Below are 14,970 nucleotides of genomic sequence, written 5' to 3' on the forward strand. Positions count from 1 at the left end.
ACGCCGACGGCTTTTGGAAAGCCCTATTCGGTCCATTGGAAGACTTCTTCGAGAGACTTTCCGAGCACCCTCGCTATCCGAAAAGCCGCTTCGAGGGACGGGGAATATTTACCCTGTTCGATCGCGGCAATGGTCTGGCGCGTCACGCCGATGCGCTCACCCAATTCCGCCTGTGTCATCTCGCCGGCGAGGAAGCGAAGCGTTCGGAGCTGGTTGGTGATCTTACCCTCAACCATTCCAGCCTCGCCGATAGCTGACGACCACGACGCCGTACCTGACAACCTCGGCGACGACCAACGCGAGCAGGGCCGCATTACTGATCCGCCATCCCTGTTCGCTGAACGGCATAACGACTCCGACCATGATCATGCCGATCAGCAACACGAAATAGGCGATACGGGCGCTGCGCCGATCGATCGCGCGGTCCCGCTCGTCGGCTCGGGCTTGGGCTTCCTTGCCGGCCCGCGCGGCGAGAACGATGCTTCCGACGATCATTACAACCGCCTGCGCGATCGCCACGCCACCAAACAGGAGCAACATGGCGAGCATGGATCGCCGCTCCCCCGCGACTAGGGCGAAATAGACGCCATAGGCGACAACCATCACCGACAAGGCCAACCACGCCTGCTTCTCACGCCACGCCATGGCGATCCTCCACGTCAATTATCTACGACTCAATGTTATTTATACATAACATTGAGTCAATGAAATTTGACGCATGGGGCGGGTTCGCGCCAAAACGAAAGCGGCGGGCGACCGTTTCCGGATCGCCCGCCGCTCGCCCCCGTGGAGCGCCGATGTCGGCTTTCGTTAGTCGCCAACCGGCCGTCCACTGTCTCTAGAACGGGATTTCGTCGTCCAGATCGGCCGAGAAGCTCTCGCGCGGGCCGCTGGGCTGGCTGCGTTGACCGCCGCCGAAGCTGGAGCCGCCACCGCCGCCGGAATAACCGCCGCCATAGCTGTCGTCGCCGCCGCCCGACGACATGCCAGAGCTATCCCCGCGCCCGCCCAGCATGGTCAGTTCGCCGCGGAACTTCTGCAGGACGATCTCGGTGGAGTACTTCTCGACGCCCGAATTGTCGGTCCATTTGCGGGTCTGGATCGCGCCCTCGATATAGACCGTCGAGCCCTTGCGCAGGTACTGCTCGGCGACCTTCACCAGGTTGTCGTTGAAGATCACGACCCGGTGCCATTCGGTCCTTTCCTTGCGCTCGCCGCTGTTGCGGTCGCGCCAGGTTTCCGAGGTGGCGATGCGAAGATTGGCGACGCGGTCGCCCGAACCGAGGCTGCGGATCTCGGGATCGGCCCCGAGATTGCCCACCAGAATGACCTTGTTGACGCTGCCCGCCATCGACTGACCTTGCTCTCGCCCGGCGACCCTCGCGCCGGAATCCGAGCATGACGTTAACGAGACGCTAAGGCGGAAGCAAGTTTTGTTCTTGTAACGTTCTTGTGGGCAAGCAAGACGGCTGTGGACGGACGATGAGGCCGCCCTTCTCGGGCGCCCGCCTACTCGGCGGGAACCCGACGGATGGCGCCCGGAACCGCTAGGCGTCCATCGCCGGTCCGGACCAGCGACATGTAGCGCGGCCCTTCAAAGGTCTGGCCGACGTAGATGCCTTCCTTCTCGATGAAGATGAAGGAGCCCTGATAGGCGCCGACCATGCTCTTGTTGTTCGACTGCCCCAGGCGCACGAAGCGGATGCGCATCCCTTCGAGGGTCGCGGCGCATTCCTCGAGCTGCGGCACGTTGTGGGCCACCGGGTTGAAGCGAAGCGACTTGTCCTTGTTCGCCGCCACCTGGAAGCAGACGCCGGTCTCGAACGGCGCCTTGGTCTCTTTTTGGCAGCCGGCCAGGGCGAGACCCGAGGCGGCGAGGACGATGGCGGCGAGGACGGTCTTTTTCATGGATTACACTTATAAACCTATCCGGCGTTGGGGATAGTGCAGTTGGTCGATTGTTCGAACGCGGCATGGAAGCTGCGGTTGTCGGACGAGATCTCGACGCGGCCGGGCACCAGGCGCAGCGTCTGCTCGCCCCAGCGGCCGTAGGTGGCGCCGCCGGGCTTCTCGCAGCGACCGTTGAAGAGCTGCTGGGCGCAGGCGTTCAAGGTGATGTCGCCCGGCAGCCGTCGCCACTCCGCGCCGGAGTAGCGCCAGCAGCCCCCCAGGGGCGCGTTGGCCGAAGCGCTGGTCGGCGCGACGGGCGCGCCGGCGGGCTGCGTGGGAGTCGCCGGAACGGACGGAGTCGCGGCGGGCGGCGGCGGAAGCGGCGTCAGGAGGGTGCCGGCCTGGTCGGCGGCGGCCAGAGCCCCGGTTTCATCCACGCCGACGTCGAGACCGCCGGTCGCCACGCCGTTCTTCTTGGCGCATTGGGCCAGCGTGATCTCGCCCACGAAATTGCCGCCCACGAAGCAGCGCAACGGCCGGGCCGGGTCCAGCTTGGTGTCGTCGGCGCGCCCGGTCTCGACGATCAGGCCGCCGCGCGAGGCCGGCGGCTCCTCGGTCGGCTTCTTGTCGTGACCCGCCATGAGCGCCACGGCGATGCCCAGGCCGGCCAACAAGGCCAGACCGGCGCCGCCGCCAAGGATGATGCGTCGATCTTTGAGAAAATCCATGTCCACTGGCTACGACGCGTCGATGACGCTTTCAAGCGCGAGCGTCCGCTAAGCCGGCTCGGGTCGCTGGTTCAGCCGCCGCCGGTCAGACGATCCAGGGCGGCTTGGTAGTTGGCGATCTGGTTGGTCAGATAGGCCGGCACCGTGCCGCCGGTCTTGCCCGACGTCGGCGAGTTGCCGCTGCTGTCCAGCCCCAGGGCCGTGTTCGAAACGTCGCGATAGGCCGTGCGGATCTGCGACATGGCCCGGGTGATCACCAGGGTGGCGTTCTTGCGGCCCGCGTCGGTGGTCAGGTCCAGCTCGGGCGTCAATTGCAGGCCATAGGCGGGCCCGCCGCCGTCCGCGGAGACGGTCTTGCCATTGCTATCGGTCTTGGTGGCGCGCACCACGCCGCCGGCCAGCCCCAGCGACTTCAGGACGTCCGTGCCGCCCTTCCCCGCCACGATCTCGATGGTCGAGCTGTTCGAGGCCGGGCTGATCTTCAGCACGTTGCTGGAGCCGCTGGTCGAGATGTCGACCTTGGCGCGATAGCCGGTGGCCTGCTTGATCTTGTCGGCCAGCGTTTCCAGCGTGTCCTTGGCGTCGATGGTGATCGTCGTCAGCGGTCCGCGCTCTCGCGTCCGGATCTGGAAGGTGTCCCCGGCCCGGGCCGTCGTCGCCGAGGTGATCCGGTCCGACTGGCTGTAATCCATCGTCCCCGTCGGCAAGCCCAGGGCGTCGAGGGCCGAGGCGCCGGACTTGTCGACCGCGACGGAGGTCGGGGTAGCGATGCCGTCCTTGCCCGTCAGCCGCTGGCTCCAGTCGACCGCGCCCGTCCCGACATTGATCTGGGCGACGTAGCCGTCCTTGGTGCCGACCGTCGACTGGCCGTCGAGGTTCGCGCCGGCCGAGCCGACCAGCCAGGCCGTGCCGTTGGAGACGTCGAAACCGGTCACCGTGTCATTGCCGGTCCCGCCGTAATAGGTCAGCGCGTCCGCGCTGGTGTCCCCAAGATCCAGCGCCATGCGGCCGACGAAGGCGTCCGTCCCGCCTTGCGGCGCGGTCGTCGCGCCGCCGATCGACATCAGATTGTTGGCCGTATAGCCGCCGACATAGAGCTGGCCATTGTCGATCTTCAGGCCGACAAGGTCGCCGCCCTTGAGGGAGCCCAGGTCGCGCGTCGCGCCGGCCGTCAGGGTCGCCGACTTGGTATAGGTCACCGCCACGTTCTGCATGGCGCCGTACTGGTCAAGCTGATTGACGTTCTCGGTCACCACGTTGGGCGAAACGTCGAAGCTGCGTAGCTTGGCCTCGCCGTTCTCCTTGGAGCCGACGATGACCTGCGAGCCGTTGACGACGATGTCGGAGACGGAGTCGTTCTCGGTGGTGCCGAACTGCTGGGTGAACAGCGACTTGGGCTGGCCGTTGGCGTCGTTGGCGTAGGCGGTGAGATAGGCGTCCCAGCCGCCGCTGGGGTCGGTGCTGGTCGCGCCCGGCAGGCCGGCCTTGGTGCGACCGCCCACATAGAGCACGCCGTCGGAGCCGAACGCCACCGCCGTGGCCGCGTCGTCATCCAGGCTGCCCCGGCGCACAGTCCATTGTTCGTTGCCGCTGGAATCGTAACGCGTGACGAAGCTATCGCTGGTCGTGCCGGCGTCGCTGCTGTTGATGGGGCCGTTGACCGCGCCGTCCAGGCGACCGGTCACCGAGCCCGCCACGGCCACGCTTCCGTCGTCCGCCACGGCCAGGGACAGGCCGCTGGCGTTGTCGGTCGCGCCTAGGGTGCGGGCGTAAAGCAGATGGCCGGCGCTGTCGTATTTCAGGAGCGCGGTGTCGCTGCTCCCCTTGATCACCTGGCCATTGATGTCGGTCTGGCCGTTCACCGGCGTGGCTACGTCGGCCAGCATATAGACCGAGCCGTCAGCGCCGGTCACCGACTTGTGGACCGTCGAAATCGTGCCCTGCAGGGTCTCGGTGAAGACCTTGCCGCCCGGTGCGCCCGCCCCCGCGCCCCCGCCAGCGCCGGCGGCGCTGTACTTGGACAGGGTGTTCTCGATGACCCCGTCTTTGGTCAGCGGGTTCTTGTCTGGATCCGGATCGCCCGATTGGGTCGTGACATAGACCGCCGGAGCCGCCGAGGGCGCGCTGAAGGTCAGCTGTTCGGTGGAGTCGCCATTGATCCGCAGCGAGAAGTCGTCGCCGGTGGACGGCAGGGTCACGGTCTTGCCGTTGACCTGCATGGTCTGACCCTGGGTCGCTTGGCGCTGGACCGAGAACGAGGTCCGGAAACCGGCGTCCTTCAGCCTGTTGTTCATGTAGGCGACGACATTGCCCATCGTGCGCGGCGTGGACCCCATCTCGGATAGGTCCATCGCCACATTCGTCGTCACGCCGAAGCTCTTGACCGCGACGTTGAACGTCACCGCGCCCTTGAAACGTGGGACCTCATCGTCCACCTGGCCGGTGTACAGCGTATCGGTCTGATAGGTGTAGGTGGCCTTGGGCACGCCGACGCTGGCCTTGTCCGACGTCATCACCGACCCGGTGCTCAGCCGCAGCTGATCCAGGGACAGCCCTTGCACATAGGCGCCGACCTCGCCGAGTCCTCTGGTCAGGGCCTTCTGCAGCCCGTCGATCTGCCCCGCCGTCTCGCCCTTGGCGCCAGCCTGGGTGACCAGGGCCGACATGGTGTTCAGCGCCTGATAGGTGGCGAACAGCTTGGCGTAGTCCGGACTGGCGCCCTTGAGGCTGGACGTGTTGGCGGCTTCGTCGACGAACTTGTGACCGCTCAAGGCCTGGCGAACCAGATCGCTGGTCGGGGGTGTCTTCGCCGCCAGCCAAGGCGCCGTCGGCACCACGGCCTTCGGCTTCCCCGTCGCCGTGGGCGTGGAGGATCCAGACGCGCCAGCGCCCGTCAGGCCCGCCTTGGCCTGATAGTAGCTGAGCAAAGCGCTGGTATCGAAGCTGATCACGGCCCTGTCCGGACGAGACGCGGAGTATCCCACGGCTACATTCGCCCGGCGATCACTTAGGACTCGTTAACGGGAGCCTAAGCGGCAATCAGATTAGCGTCGGACAGCCCTCGGCGAGCGGCCTCGCGCAGGTCGGCCCATTCCGACGCCAGGATGCCCAGCAGAACCACGTCGCGAGGGCGCCCGCCCTTGAGAACGTGCCCCCGCAGATAGCCTTCGCGGCGGAAGCCCGCCGCGGCCTGGGCCTTTAGGGCCGCGTCGTTGTCGGCCATCACCTCGGCGAACACCTTGTGCAGGCCGAGTTCGCCGAAAGCCCTGTCCAGACCCAGCACCTGGGCGGCGCGGCCGACGCCCCGGCCCCGCGCCTCGGCCGAACCCAGGAACCAGTTCCAGCTGGCGCGACGGTGATGGCTGCTCAGGCCCGTCAGGGTCAGCAGACCCATGGACGCGCCAGCGCGCGTGATCATCCAGCCGCGCATGTCGGGATCATTCCGCAGCGCCTCGAACCACGCGGCGTGGGCGGCATGGCTGGGAAGGTCGGCGTCGGACATCCAGCGGTCGACCTCGGGTTCGGAACGCCACTGAAAGAGGACGGCCTCGTCCTCGTCCCGCAAGTCGCGCAACTCGATCATGCTCGTCGCCGAATCCCCGTTTACCCGTCGGGCAGTTTAGCCCGGCGAACGTGACAGACCTAGGCGCGTCACGGCGATGTCAGCCGCCCTTGAAGAGCGAGAGGATGATTTGCGGCGCGTTGTTGGCGATCGACAAGGCTTGGGCGCCCAGCTGCTGCTTGACCTGAAGGGCCTGAAGGCGAGCGCTTTCCTTGGCGAGATCGGCGTCGACCAGGTTGCCGACGCCCGTCTCCAGGACGTCGCTCAACTTGCTCACGAAGGTGTTGTGGGCGTCGATCTGCTTGGCCTGCGTGCCGAGATTACCCAGCGCCTGGGTGACCGAACTCATCGTGGCGTCCAGGCGGGTCAGCACGCCCGCCGCGTTGGCCGGGGTCAGGATATCGTCGGTGGTCGTCAGCGTGTTGATCGGGCCGCCGACCGACAGGTTCTGCAGAGACAGGGTGATCGCCTGAGCCGCGTCCGCGTCGGCTAGGAAGGTCATGTTGGCGGTCTGGCTGCCGTCCAGCAGGTTGGAGCCGTCGAACGAGGCCGTCGACACGACCTTGCTCAGATTGGCCAGCAAGCCTTGGAAGTCGGCGTTCAGCGACTGGCGCGACGAGGTCGACAGCGAGGTGTCCTTGGCGGAAATCACCTTCTCGCGCATCTGGCTCAGCAGGTCGGTGACCGACTGGCCGGCGGCGAGGGCCACGTCGGCGATCGAGGTGGCCCGATCAAGGCTCATCTTGACCGAACCTAGAGCGCTCTGGTCGGCGCGTTGGCTCTGAGCGATGGACCAGACGGCCGCGTTGTCCTTCGGCGTGGAGATGGACTGACCCGTATTGATATGGGTCTGCGTCATCTGCATGTCGTCGTTGGTTTTATTGAGATTTTGCAGCGCGATCAGCGCGGGCTGGTTCGTATTGACGCTCAGCGACATGCGCGGCCTCCAACTGGCTTTTGCCGTGGTTGCGATCGCGCGCGATTCGACGCGCGATCTCCTCGCCGTCGAGACTGGGGTCAGAAAGTAAGATTATGGTTAACGCTTATAAACCATAATCCTTGAAGCCTGCGACACGGGGCCGCGGGTCAGGACTCCAATATTAAAGCCTCCAACGACCTGTCGGTCAGGCCTTGCCGTTATAGACGTGCCCGGACTCGTAGCGCGCGGCCTCCCGGAGCTTGAGGATCTCCTCGCGCGGGAACTGCTGGAGCGTCTCGCCCGTGCGACGATCGACGGTCTTGTAGACATAGTCGCCCGACCCTGGATCCTGGTCGATCACCAGTCGCAGATCCCCTGGCTGGGGCCCCTTATCGACGGGCGGCTCGGGCTTGGCCCGCGGAGCGGCCTGATCGACCGCGCCTGCCCCTTGAATGGCTTGACCCGAAACGACAGCGGCGCCCGCGGACAGGTCCGGGGCGTTCGAAGCGGGCGGTGAAACGGCGATGAAGTCTCTGATCGCCGACAATGCGGCCTTAGGTTCCATCCTCTCATGCCGGCGTTGAGCGCCGACCCTCCTCTCTTTCCTTTGGCTCTACTCCGTAGCCTCACCCCGACGAGAAGATCGGAGGCGAGTCCGAGGACCCGCCCCCCTCTTCCAAATCCTTAGCCGCGGAACAGGCTCAGGATCGACGACGTGGACTGGTTGGCGATCGACAGCGCCTGGACGCCCAGCTGTTGCTTGGTTTGCAGCGACTGCAGCTTGGCGCTTTCCTTGGCCATGTCGGCGTCCACCAGGTTGCCAACGCCGGCGCTCAGGCTGTCTTGCAGCTTGCCGACGAAGGTCAGGTGGGTGTCGAGACCGGTCGAGCTGGTGCCCAGCGAGGCCAGTTTGTTCGTGGCGGTCTGCAGGGCGTTGGTGATCGTGGTGATCATCGTCTTGGCCGAGGCCGCGTCGGTGATCGTGGAGCTGGCGGAAAGGCCGATGCCGGCCAGCGACAGGGTCTGCGCGTTGACGGTGAAGCCCGAGCCGTCCGAATTGGCCAGGAAGGTCAGCTTGGAGGTCGTGCCGTCGGCGACGCTGACGCCGTTGAACTTGGCGTTGGTGGCGGCCTTGGTGATCTGATCGCGCAGCGACTCGAAGTCAGCCTTGAGGGCGTTGAACGAGGCCGTGTTCAGCGAGGTATCGGACGCGGCCAGGGCCTTGGACTTCATCTGGCTAAGCAGGTTGGTGATGGTGTCACCGGCCGCCAGAGCGACGTCGATGGTCGACTGGCCGCGCTGCAGCGAGTCCTTCACCGAATTCAAGCTGTCGGCGTTCGCCTGCTGGTTCTTGGCGGTGGCCCAGATCGCGCCGTTGTCCTTGGCGCTACCGACCTTCTTGCCGGTGCTGATGCGTTGCTGCACCATGGCGAGGTCGCTGTTGGTCGAGTTCAGATTTTGCAGCGCCGCGAAAGCGTTCGCGTTCGTATTGATGCTGTTCAAGCCCATACGACTAATTCCCTTTTCAAGGTGTCCGACGCCATTTTGGCTGCCGGGAGCGTTTTGCTCGAAAAGGTCTGTAGCAATTGCCGGGCCAATATTGCCGGGCTGATATGATTTTATAAGCTACTGAAAAATATGAATTAAACTTCCATTAAGCCTGAATTCTCCCGGCATTTTCTGCCGATGGCGAGCCGCCATAGGCAATTGTTGCCGGGCACAATATGCGCACCCAGCGGGAAAGAGGCGCCGGACGGCTTTTGAAGGCCGTCCGGCGTATCGGGATCACCCCTTGAACAGCGACAGGATCGACTGCGGGCTTTGGTTGGCGATCGACAGAGCCTGCACGCCCAGTTGCTGCTTGGTTTGCAGCGACTGCAGCTTGGCGCTTGCCTTCGCCATGTCCGCATCCACCAGGTTGCCGACGCCGGCGTTCAGGCTGTCCTGCAGCTTGCCCACGAAGGTCAGGTGCGTATCCAGACCGGTCGAGGCCGTGCCGAGCGAGGCCAGCTTGTTCGTCGCCGTTTGCAGCGAGGCGGTGATCGTCGCGATCATCGTCTTCGCGGAAGCAGCATCGGTGAAGGTCGAGGTCGCCGTCAGGCCCAGGCCGGTGAGAGACAGGGTCTGGGCATTGATCGTCAGCGTGCCCCCGTCCGAATTGGCCAGGAAGGCAAGCTTGGCGGTCGTGCCGTCGGCGAGGCTGACGCCGTTGAACTTCGCGTTCGTCGCGGCCTTGGTGATCTGGTCGCGGAGCGATTCGAAGTCGGCCTTCAGCGCGTTGAACGAGGCGGTATTCAGCGAGGTGTCGGAAGCGGCCAGAGCCTTTTCCTTCATCGTGCTGAGCAAGCTGGTGATGGTGTCGCCCGCGGCCAACGCCACATCGATCGTCGACTGGCCGCGCTGCAGCGAGTCCTTGACCGAATTCAGCGAGTCCGCGCTCGACGTTTGCATTTTCGCCATCGACCAGATCGCGCCGTTGTCCTTGGCGCTCGAGATCTTCTTGCCGGTGTTGATCAGCGTTTGTGTCTGAGCGAGCTCCGAAGCAGTTGAATTCAGGTTTTGCAGCGCGATCATGGCGCTGGTGTTGGTGTTGATCGAGTTGAGCATTGGATACCTACCGTTTTGGTGGGATTTGTCCGGCCTATTGCCGGGCGGGCGTTTTGCCCGCGCGAACCATCGCAAGCGGCGGGCCAACTGACCGACGCGCGGAGGCGATATTTAAGACGCTGATTTAATTGGTTATTTTTCGGATCGCCACCCCAAAACGAAACCGCCCAGCGAATGCAGCATTCGCCGGGCGGCAGGTTTTTCCGGATTTTGATAGGCAAGACGTTCAGTCTTGCGAAGACAGAAGAATCAGGCCGCGTCGACCCGTCCCGACAAGCCCTGCATGATCATGCGATTGATCTCGATCAGAGGCTCGAAATCCTCCTCCTTGCGCATCACGGCGCTGGAGTGCCGGCTGACCCAAAGGCTGAGCGAAATGATGCTGGCGCGGAGATCCATCGGCAGCTGGTTTTCGGGCAACGAACAGTCGGTCGCGAGCGCGGACCAGACCTTGCGATTCCAGTCCAGCGCGTCGATCCGCGTGGCAATGTCGTCCACCGAGGCCTTGGACGCGTCCATGAGGGCGCGCGTCACCTGACCGAACAGGCGGTACTCCATTTCACGGGGATTCTCAGCTCGCGTCGCCGCCTGCTGATACGCCCGAAGAGACATGCCCCAACCTCTCGTCTTCGTATTCAATCAACTTACGGCTCAGCATTAGAGCCTTGTAGTACTCGCGCGCCATCACGTGCTTCGAAATGGCGATACAGTCCTGGAGAACCGTAGGGTTCCGGACCACCCCCATGAACTCATTAAGGCGGCCGGCGAATTCTTCGTAGAACTTCTCGGCTCCTCCTTCGTCGAGGTACATCATCATCACCGGGAAGTAGATCCGACGCGCGGGCGTCGTGACCTGATCCGGTTGCATGATGTCCTTCTCTCGTAGGACGGAGGCCTTGTTCTGGAGCACCAGAACACCGCGCCGATCTCCGTTCTGGACAACGGCGCCGTTGAGAACAAACTTTTCGCCGGGCTTCAGCGACAGCTTCAGAGGCACTTGACGCCGCTCCCTTCCGTTAACGCTGCGAGCCCGATTCCGCCGAGAACGGCGGCTTCGACGGCAAGCTAGGCGAACATCTGTTAACGCCATCTTGCCACCAGACGGCCGCCCTTGCGACGGTCGGACGCAGCTTAGGACTCGATTAAGCATAACGCCTCAAAACATGGTTAACGCCAGTCCAGGAGTTGGCCCATGGCCCGCAAAAGCGCCCTCGAAACGTCCGCCAGCGCCCTCCCCCATCAGGTCGAGGCCGGCGCCGTCGCGGTCCACCGCGGCACGATCGCCAGCGCGATCGGCGATTCGACCTCCGCCGAGGCCCTGGCGCGCCTGCAACGCGCCGCCCAGGAGACCAAGAACGCCGAACATGCGAAGGCCCTGAGCCGCGCCGTCCAGGCCGTTCATCTGCGCGACTACCCCAAGGCCGACAAGCTGGCGCTGAAGCTGCTGGAGAAGGACGAACGCCTGGGCCTAGCCTGGCACATCCTGGCCATCACGCGCGAAAAGCAAGGCGACTTCGCGTCCTCGCTCGGAGCCTATGAGGCGGCGCTGAGACTGTTGCCGGACCATGGCCCCGTCGCCGGCGACCTAGGGCGGCTGGCCTTCCGGATGAACATGCCGGAAATCGCGATGAAGTTCTTCGCCCACTATCGCCTAGCGCGGCCGGACGACGTGGAAGGCGCCAATAATCTCGCCTGCGCGCTTCGGGAGCTGAATCGCGAGAGCGAGGCGATCGAGGTTCTGAAAGGCGCGCTCACCGCCCATCCGGAAGCGGCGATTCTCTGGAACACCCTCGGCACCGTGCTTTGCAATACCGGCGACGCCGCCGGCTCCATCGTCTTTTTCGACGAGGCGCTGCGGCTGGCGCCGGACTTCGGCAAGGCCTACCACAACCGCGCCTTCGCCAAGCTGGACATGGGGGATGTCGAGGGCTCGCTGGCCGACTGCGAGCTGGCGATGAAGCTTCCGGACTCGGCCGAGGACCTGGCGATGATGCGCTTCGCCCAGGCCACGATCCTGCTGGCCCTGGGCCGCGTCGCCGAAGGCTGGGAAGCCTACGAGGCCCGCTTCTCGCCGGCCCTGAGCCACGCTCCGCTGTTCCAGATCCCCGGAACCCGCTGGTCGGGGCAGGATCTGAAGGGCAAGACCCTAATGATCAGCACCGAGCAAGGTCTGGGCGACGAAGTGATGTTCGCGGGCCTGCTGCCGGAGATCCTGGACGCGCTGGGGCCGGACGGTTCGCTGTCGCTGGCGGTCGAGCGCCGTCTGATCCCGCTCTTCAAGCGCGCCTTTCCGACGGTCGAGGTCACGGCCCACCGCACCGTCTCGCTGGAGGGTCGCGTCTATCGCTCCGCGCCGGAGATCGAGGATTGGGACCGCTTCGACTACTGGGCCGCGATCGGGGACTTTCTGCCGAGCCTGCGGCCAACGGTCGCATCCTTCCCCGACCGCGATCGCTATCTGACGGCCGATCCCGAGCGCGTCGCCCACTGGAAGGCGGAGCTCGCCAAGCTTGGGTCCACCCCCAAGGTCGGCCTGCTGTGGAAAAGCCTGAAGCTGGACGCCGAGCGCGGGCGTCAGTTCTCGCCGTTCGAGGCCTGGCGGCCGGTGCTCGAAACGCCCGGGGTCACCTTCATCAATCTGCAGTACGGCGACTGCGAGACCGAAATCGCCTATGCTCGGGAGACCTTCGGCGTTGAGATCTGGCAGCCGCCGGGCATCGACCTCAAGCAGGACCTGGACGACGTCGCCGCGCTGTGCGTGGCGGTCGACCTGACGATCGGCTTCTCCAACGCCACCATCAACCTGGCCGGGGCGTGCGGCGCGGCGATCTGGATGATCACCGGCGCGGCGGCCTGGACGCGCTTGGGCACCGACCGCTACCCTTGGTATCCCCAAACGCGCTGCTTCATCGCCAGCCAGTACGGCGACTGGACGGACGCGATGCAAGAGGTCGGCGGCGCGCTCGCGGCGCTGGCGGCCGAGCGTTAAGGCCATGACGCTGGCCATCCTCCAGGCCCGGATGTCTTCCTCCCGACTGCCGGGCAAGGTCCTCGCCGATCTGGCGGGCGCGCCGATGATCCTTCGACAGATCGAGCGCGTCAGCCGCGCCCGGAGCATCAGCCGCTTGATCGTCGCCACATCGACGCGCCCGGATGACGACGTGCTGGCAAAAACCCTGAAGGACGCCGGCGTCGAGGTCGTCAGAGGCGACCTCGACGATGTGCTGTCGCGCTTCATTCTGGCCCTGGACGCCGCGCCCGAAGAGCCCGCGGCGGTGCGCCTGACGGCGGACTGTCCCCTCGCCGATCCGACTGTTATGGATGACACGATCGCGCTCTTCCACCAGTCCGGCGCCGACTACGCGTCGAACACGGGCGACACGCGCACCTTTCCCAAGGGCCTCGACGTCGAGATCTTCCGCGCCAGCGCCCTGCGCGAGGCCCACGCCGAAACCACCGATCCCTACGACCGCGAACACGTCACGCCGTTCCTCTATCGACGCCCCGAGCGCTACAGGCTGGTCACCCTGACCCAGGCGCGCGACGAAGGCGATGCGCGGTGGACGGTCGACCGCCCCGACGACCTGAACTTCGTTCGAGCCGTCTACGCCGCGCTCTACGCGGCCCGTCCCGACTTCTCGTCGGACGATGTCAGAGCCCTCGTCGCGCGGAGACCCGACCTCCAGACCCTAGGCGGAGATCCTCGCTCATGACCACGACCGTGCGGATGCGCGACATCGCCGATGAGGACCGGGAGCGCCTGCTGGAATGGCGCAATAGCCCCGCCGTCTCGGCCTATATGTACTCGGACCACCTCATCAGCCGCGAGGAGCATGACCGCTGGTTCGACTCCATCAGGCCGCGCGGCGACCGGCGCTATTGGATCATCGAGGTGGATGGCGCCCCCGTGGGCCTGGCCAATCTGAGCGACATCGACAGGGCCAACGGGCGTTGCGCCTGGGCCTACTATCTCGCCGATCCCAGCATCCGGGGACTGGGCGTGGGCTCCTACGTCGAGTTCTGGGTGATCGAACATGTCTTCGGCGTCCTGGGCCTCACCAAGCTGTGGTGCGAGGTGCTGCTTTCGAACGAGGCCGTCTGGAAACTGCACGAGGCGCACGGCTTCAAGCGCGAAGCGCTCTTTCGCGAACATGTCTTCAAGAACGGCGCGCCGGTCGATGTCGTGGGACTTGGCCTGCTGGCCCGAGACTGGGCTGAAAAGCGCCAGGCGATGGCCGCCAAGCTCCGCGCCAAGGGCTACGAGATACCCGCCTGAAACCAAGCGCTCTTGCCAAGCGCGTTTGCGCCGGTAGTTTGCTCTGTTCAATTTGAACAACTGTTCGAACCGGATCGATTCCGGCGGAGAAGGGCATGAGCCAACGCTTCGAAGGCACTTCCGACTACGTGGCCACCGAGGACCTGAAGGTCGCGGTCAACGCCGCCGTGGCGCTGGAACGGCCGCTTCTGATCAAGGGCGAACCCGGCACGGGCAAGACCGTCCTGGCCTACGAGGTCGCCAAGGCGATGGGCGCGCCGCTGATCACCTGGCACATCAAGTCGACGACCAAGGCCCAGCAGGGCCTCTACGAATACGACGCCGTCACCCGCCTGCGCGACAGCCAGCTGGGCGAAGAGCGCGTCAAGGACGTCCGCAACTACATCAAGAAGGGCAAGCTCTGGGAGGCTTTCGAGAGCCCCACGCGCCCGGTCCTGCTGATCGATGAGATCGACAAGGCCGACATCGAGTTTCCCAACGACCTGCTGCAGGAACTCGATCGCAACGAGTTCTACGTCTACGAGACAGACGAGACGATCAAGGCCAAGGTCCGCCCGATCATCATCATCACCTCGAACAACGAGAAGGAACTGCCGGACGCCTTCCTGCGCCGCTGCTTCTTCCACTACATCCGCTTCCCCGAGGAGGCGACGATGCAGGCCATCGTCGACGTCCACTTCCCCGGCATCAAGCAGAAGCTGGTCGCCGAGGCGCTGCGCATCTTCTACGACATGCGCAAGGTCCCGGGCTTGAAGAAGAAGCCGTCGACGTCGGAGCTGCTGGACTGGCTGAAGCTGTTGTTGGTGGAGGACATCGACGATCAGGTCCTGCGGGAGAAGGATCCCACGAAGCTGATCCCGCCGCTGCATGGCGCTCTGCTGAAGAACGAGCAGGACGTCCACCTCTTCGAACGCCTGGCCTTCCTGGCGCGCCGCGAAGGGTCTGGCGGACGCCCCGGTCAGTAGCCCTTACCGGGATTTCACTGGAC

General features: G+C 64.9%; 17 protein-coding genes. 4 read left to right on the forward strand and 13 right to left on the reverse strand.

The genetic code is table 11. The features are described 5' to 3' along the window. Positions 1-23: 23 nt before the first annotated feature. The 13 genes from FCU40_RS08320 to flbT form a co-directional block, all read right to left on the reverse strand. Positions 24-236, reverse strand: a complete 213-nt coding sequence (locus tag FCU40_RS08320) for a helix-turn-helix transcriptional regulator (RefSeq protein WP_004615326.1) — start codon at positions 234-236, stop codon at positions 24-26. Beyond that, on the reverse strand, positions 229-645 hold the full coding sequence (locus tag FCU40_RS08325) for a hypothetical protein (RefSeq protein WP_004615325.1): 417 nt from the start codon (positions 643-645) through the stop codon (positions 229-231). The genes FCU40_RS08320 and FCU40_RS08325 overlap by 8 nt, the downstream gene beginning before the upstream one ends. Positions 646-838: 193 nt before the next feature. After that, positions 839-1,351 carry a single-stranded DNA-binding protein gene (gene ssb, locus FCU40_RS08330; RefSeq protein ID WP_168074302.1) on the reverse strand — a complete coding sequence of 171 codons (513 nt, stop codon included), beginning with the start codon at positions 1,349-1,351 and terminating at the stop codon, positions 839-841. A 158-nt stretch (positions 1,352-1,509) separates the two neighbouring features. Continuing rightward, positions 1,510-1,908, reverse strand: a complete 399-nt coding sequence (locus FCU40_RS08335; RefSeq protein ID WP_168074304.1) for a hypothetical protein — start codon at positions 1,906-1,908, stop codon at positions 1,510-1,512. Between the two features lie 17 nt (positions 1,909-1,925). After that, a complete protein-coding gene (locus tag FCU40_RS08340) occupies positions 1,926-2,618 on the reverse strand; it encodes a hypothetical protein (RefSeq protein ID WP_168074306.1) in 693 nt (230 codons plus the stop codon). 71 nt (positions 2,619-2,689) lie between these two features. Continuing rightward, on the reverse strand, positions 2,690-5,569 hold the full coding sequence (locus tag FCU40_RS08345) for a hypothetical protein (protein WP_168074308.1): 2,880 nt from the start codon (positions 5,567-5,569) through the stop codon (positions 2,690-2,692). 77 nt (positions 5,570-5,646) lie between these two features. Further along, the gene (pseH, locus tag FCU40_RS08350; RefSeq protein ID WP_168074310.1) at positions 5,647-6,201 is read right to left on the reverse strand and encodes a UDP-4-amino-4,6-dideoxy-N-acetyl-beta-L-altrosamine N-acetyltransferase; all 555 of its coding nucleotides are present in this window, start codon (positions 6,199-6,201) and stop codon (positions 5,647-5,649) included. A 79-nt stretch (positions 6,202-6,280) separates the two neighbouring features. Beyond that, complete coding sequence (locus FCU40_RS08355; RefSeq protein ID WP_168074312.1) at positions 6,281-7,117, reverse strand: flagellin; 837 nt, start codon at positions 7,115-7,117, stop codon at positions 6,281-6,283. Between the two features lie 187 nt (positions 7,118-7,304). Further along, positions 7,305-7,664 (reverse strand): flagellar protein FlaG, encoded by a 360-nt coding sequence (locus tag FCU40_RS08360; protein ID WP_168074314.1) that lies wholly within the window; start codon positions 7,662-7,664, stop codon positions 7,305-7,307. A 119-nt stretch (positions 7,665-7,783) separates the two neighbouring features. After that, the gene (locus tag FCU40_RS08365; protein ID WP_004615315.1) at positions 7,784-8,608 is read right to left on the reverse strand and encodes a flagellin; all 825 of its coding nucleotides are present in this window, start codon (positions 8,606-8,608) and stop codon (positions 7,784-7,786) included. Between the two features lie 276 nt (positions 8,609-8,884). Then, positions 8,885-9,706, reverse strand: coding sequence for a flagellin (locus tag FCU40_RS08370; RefSeq protein WP_004615314.1), 822 nt, complete (start codon positions 9,704-9,706; stop codon positions 8,885-8,887). A gap of 249 nt (positions 9,707-9,955) precedes the next feature. Further along, entirely contained in the window at positions 9,956-10,318 is a 363-nt protein-coding gene (gene flaF / locus FCU40_RS08375) for a flagellar biosynthesis regulator FlaF (RefSeq protein WP_004615313.1), read from the reverse strand. Further along, complete coding sequence (gene flbT / locus FCU40_RS08380; RefSeq protein WP_004615312.1) at positions 10,278-10,703, reverse strand: flagellar biosynthesis repressor FlbT; 426 nt, start codon at positions 10,701-10,703, stop codon at positions 10,278-10,280. The genes flaF and flbT overlap by 41 nt, the downstream gene beginning before the upstream one ends. Positions 10,704-10,898: 195 nt before the next feature. Between flbT and FCU40_RS08385 the strand changes: the two genes are divergently transcribed. The 4 genes from FCU40_RS08385 to FCU40_RS08400 all read left to right on the forward strand — a co-directional run bounded on the left by FCU40_RS08385 (position 10,899) and on the right by FCU40_RS08400 (position 14,947). Beyond that, the gene (locus FCU40_RS08385; protein WP_168074315.1) at positions 10,899-12,695 is read left to right on the forward strand and encodes a tetratricopeptide repeat protein; all 1,797 of its coding nucleotides are present in this window, start codon (positions 10,899-10,901) and stop codon (positions 12,693-12,695) included. 4 nt (positions 12,696-12,699) lie between these two features. Continuing rightward, the gene (locus tag FCU40_RS08390) at positions 12,700-13,419 is read left to right on the forward strand and encodes a glycosyltransferase family protein (RefSeq protein WP_168074316.1); all 720 of its coding nucleotides are present in this window, start codon (positions 12,700-12,702) and stop codon (positions 13,417-13,419) included. Beyond that, a complete protein-coding gene (pseH, locus tag FCU40_RS08395) occupies positions 13,416-13,982 on the forward strand; it encodes a UDP-4-amino-4,6-dideoxy-N-acetyl-beta-L-altrosamine N-acetyltransferase (RefSeq protein ID WP_168074317.1) in 567 nt (188 codons plus the stop codon). Before FCU40_RS08390 ends, pseH (FCU40_RS08395) begins: the two co-directional genes overlap by 4 nt. A 95-nt stretch (positions 13,983-14,077) precedes the next feature. After that, positions 14,078-14,947 carry a MoxR family ATPase gene (locus FCU40_RS08400; RefSeq protein ID WP_168074318.1) on the forward strand — a complete coding sequence of 290 codons (870 nt, stop codon included), beginning with the start codon at positions 14,078-14,080 and terminating at the stop codon, positions 14,945-14,947. Positions 14,948-14,970: the final 23 nt, after the last annotated feature.

The organism is Caulobacter sp. SSI4214 (assembly GCF_012184455.1).
In the GTDB taxonomy this organism is placed as follows: Bacteria; Pseudomonadota; Alphaproteobacteria; order Caulobacterales; family Caulobacteraceae; genus Caulobacter; species Caulobacter vibrioides_E.

Bases quoted from the DNA above. Each gene is read 5' to 3' on its own strand.
- flaF (WP_004615313.1), bottom strand. From the start codon at position 10,318: ATGTCTCTTCGGGCGTATCAGCAGGCGGCGACGCGAGCTGAGAATCCC.
- FCU40_RS08385 (WP_168074315.1), top strand. From the start codon at position 10,899: ATGGCCCGCAAAAGCGCCCTCGAAACGTCCGCCAGCGCCCTCCCCCAT.
- FCU40_RS08400 (WP_168074318.1), top strand. From the start codon at position 14,078: ATGAGCCAACGCTTCGAAGGCACTTCCGACTACGTGGCCACCGAGGAC.
- pseH (WP_168074310.1), bottom strand. From the start codon at position 6,201: ATGATCGAGTTGCGCGACTTGCGGGACGAGGACGAGGCCGTCCTCTTT.
- FCU40_RS08360 (WP_168074314.1), bottom strand. From the start codon at position 7,664: ATGGAACCTAAGGCCGCATTGTCGGCGATCAGAGACTTCATCGCCGTT.
- FCU40_RS08390 (WP_168074316.1), top strand. From the start codon at position 12,700: ATGACGCTGGCCATCCTCCAGGCCCGGATGTCTTCCTCCCGACTGCCG.
- FCU40_RS08370 (WP_004615314.1), bottom strand. From the start codon at position 9,706: ATGCTCAACTCGATCAACACCAACACCAGCGCCATGATCGCGCTGCAA.
- ssb (WP_168074302.1), bottom strand. From the start codon at position 1,351: ATGGCGGGCAGCGTCAACAAGGTCATTCTGGTGGGCAATCTCGGGGCC.
- FCU40_RS08365 (WP_004615315.1), bottom strand. From the start codon at position 8,608: ATGGGCTTGAACAGCATCAATACGAACGCGAACGCTTTCGCGGCGCTG.
- FCU40_RS08355 (WP_168074312.1), bottom strand. From the start codon at position 7,117: ATGTCGCTGAGCGTCAATACGAACCAGCCCGCGCTGATCGCGCTGCAA.
- FCU40_RS08325 (WP_004615325.1), bottom strand. From the start codon at position 645: ATGGCGTGGCGTGAGAAGCAGGCGTGGTTGGCCTTGTCGGTGATGGTT.
- FCU40_RS08320 (WP_004615326.1), bottom strand. From the start codon at position 236: ATGGTTGAGGGTAAGATCACCAACCAGCTCCGAACGCTTCGCTTCCTC.
- FCU40_RS08335 (WP_168074304.1), bottom strand. From the start codon at position 1,908: ATGAAAAAGACCGTCCTCGCCGCCATCGTCCTCGCCGCCTCGGGTCTC.
- pseH (WP_168074317.1), top strand. From the start codon at position 13,416: ATGACCACGACCGTGCGGATGCGCGACATCGCCGATGAGGACCGGGAG.
- FCU40_RS08340 (WP_168074306.1), bottom strand. From the start codon at position 2,618: ATGGATTTTCTCAAAGATCGACGCATCATCCTTGGCGGCGGCGCCGGT.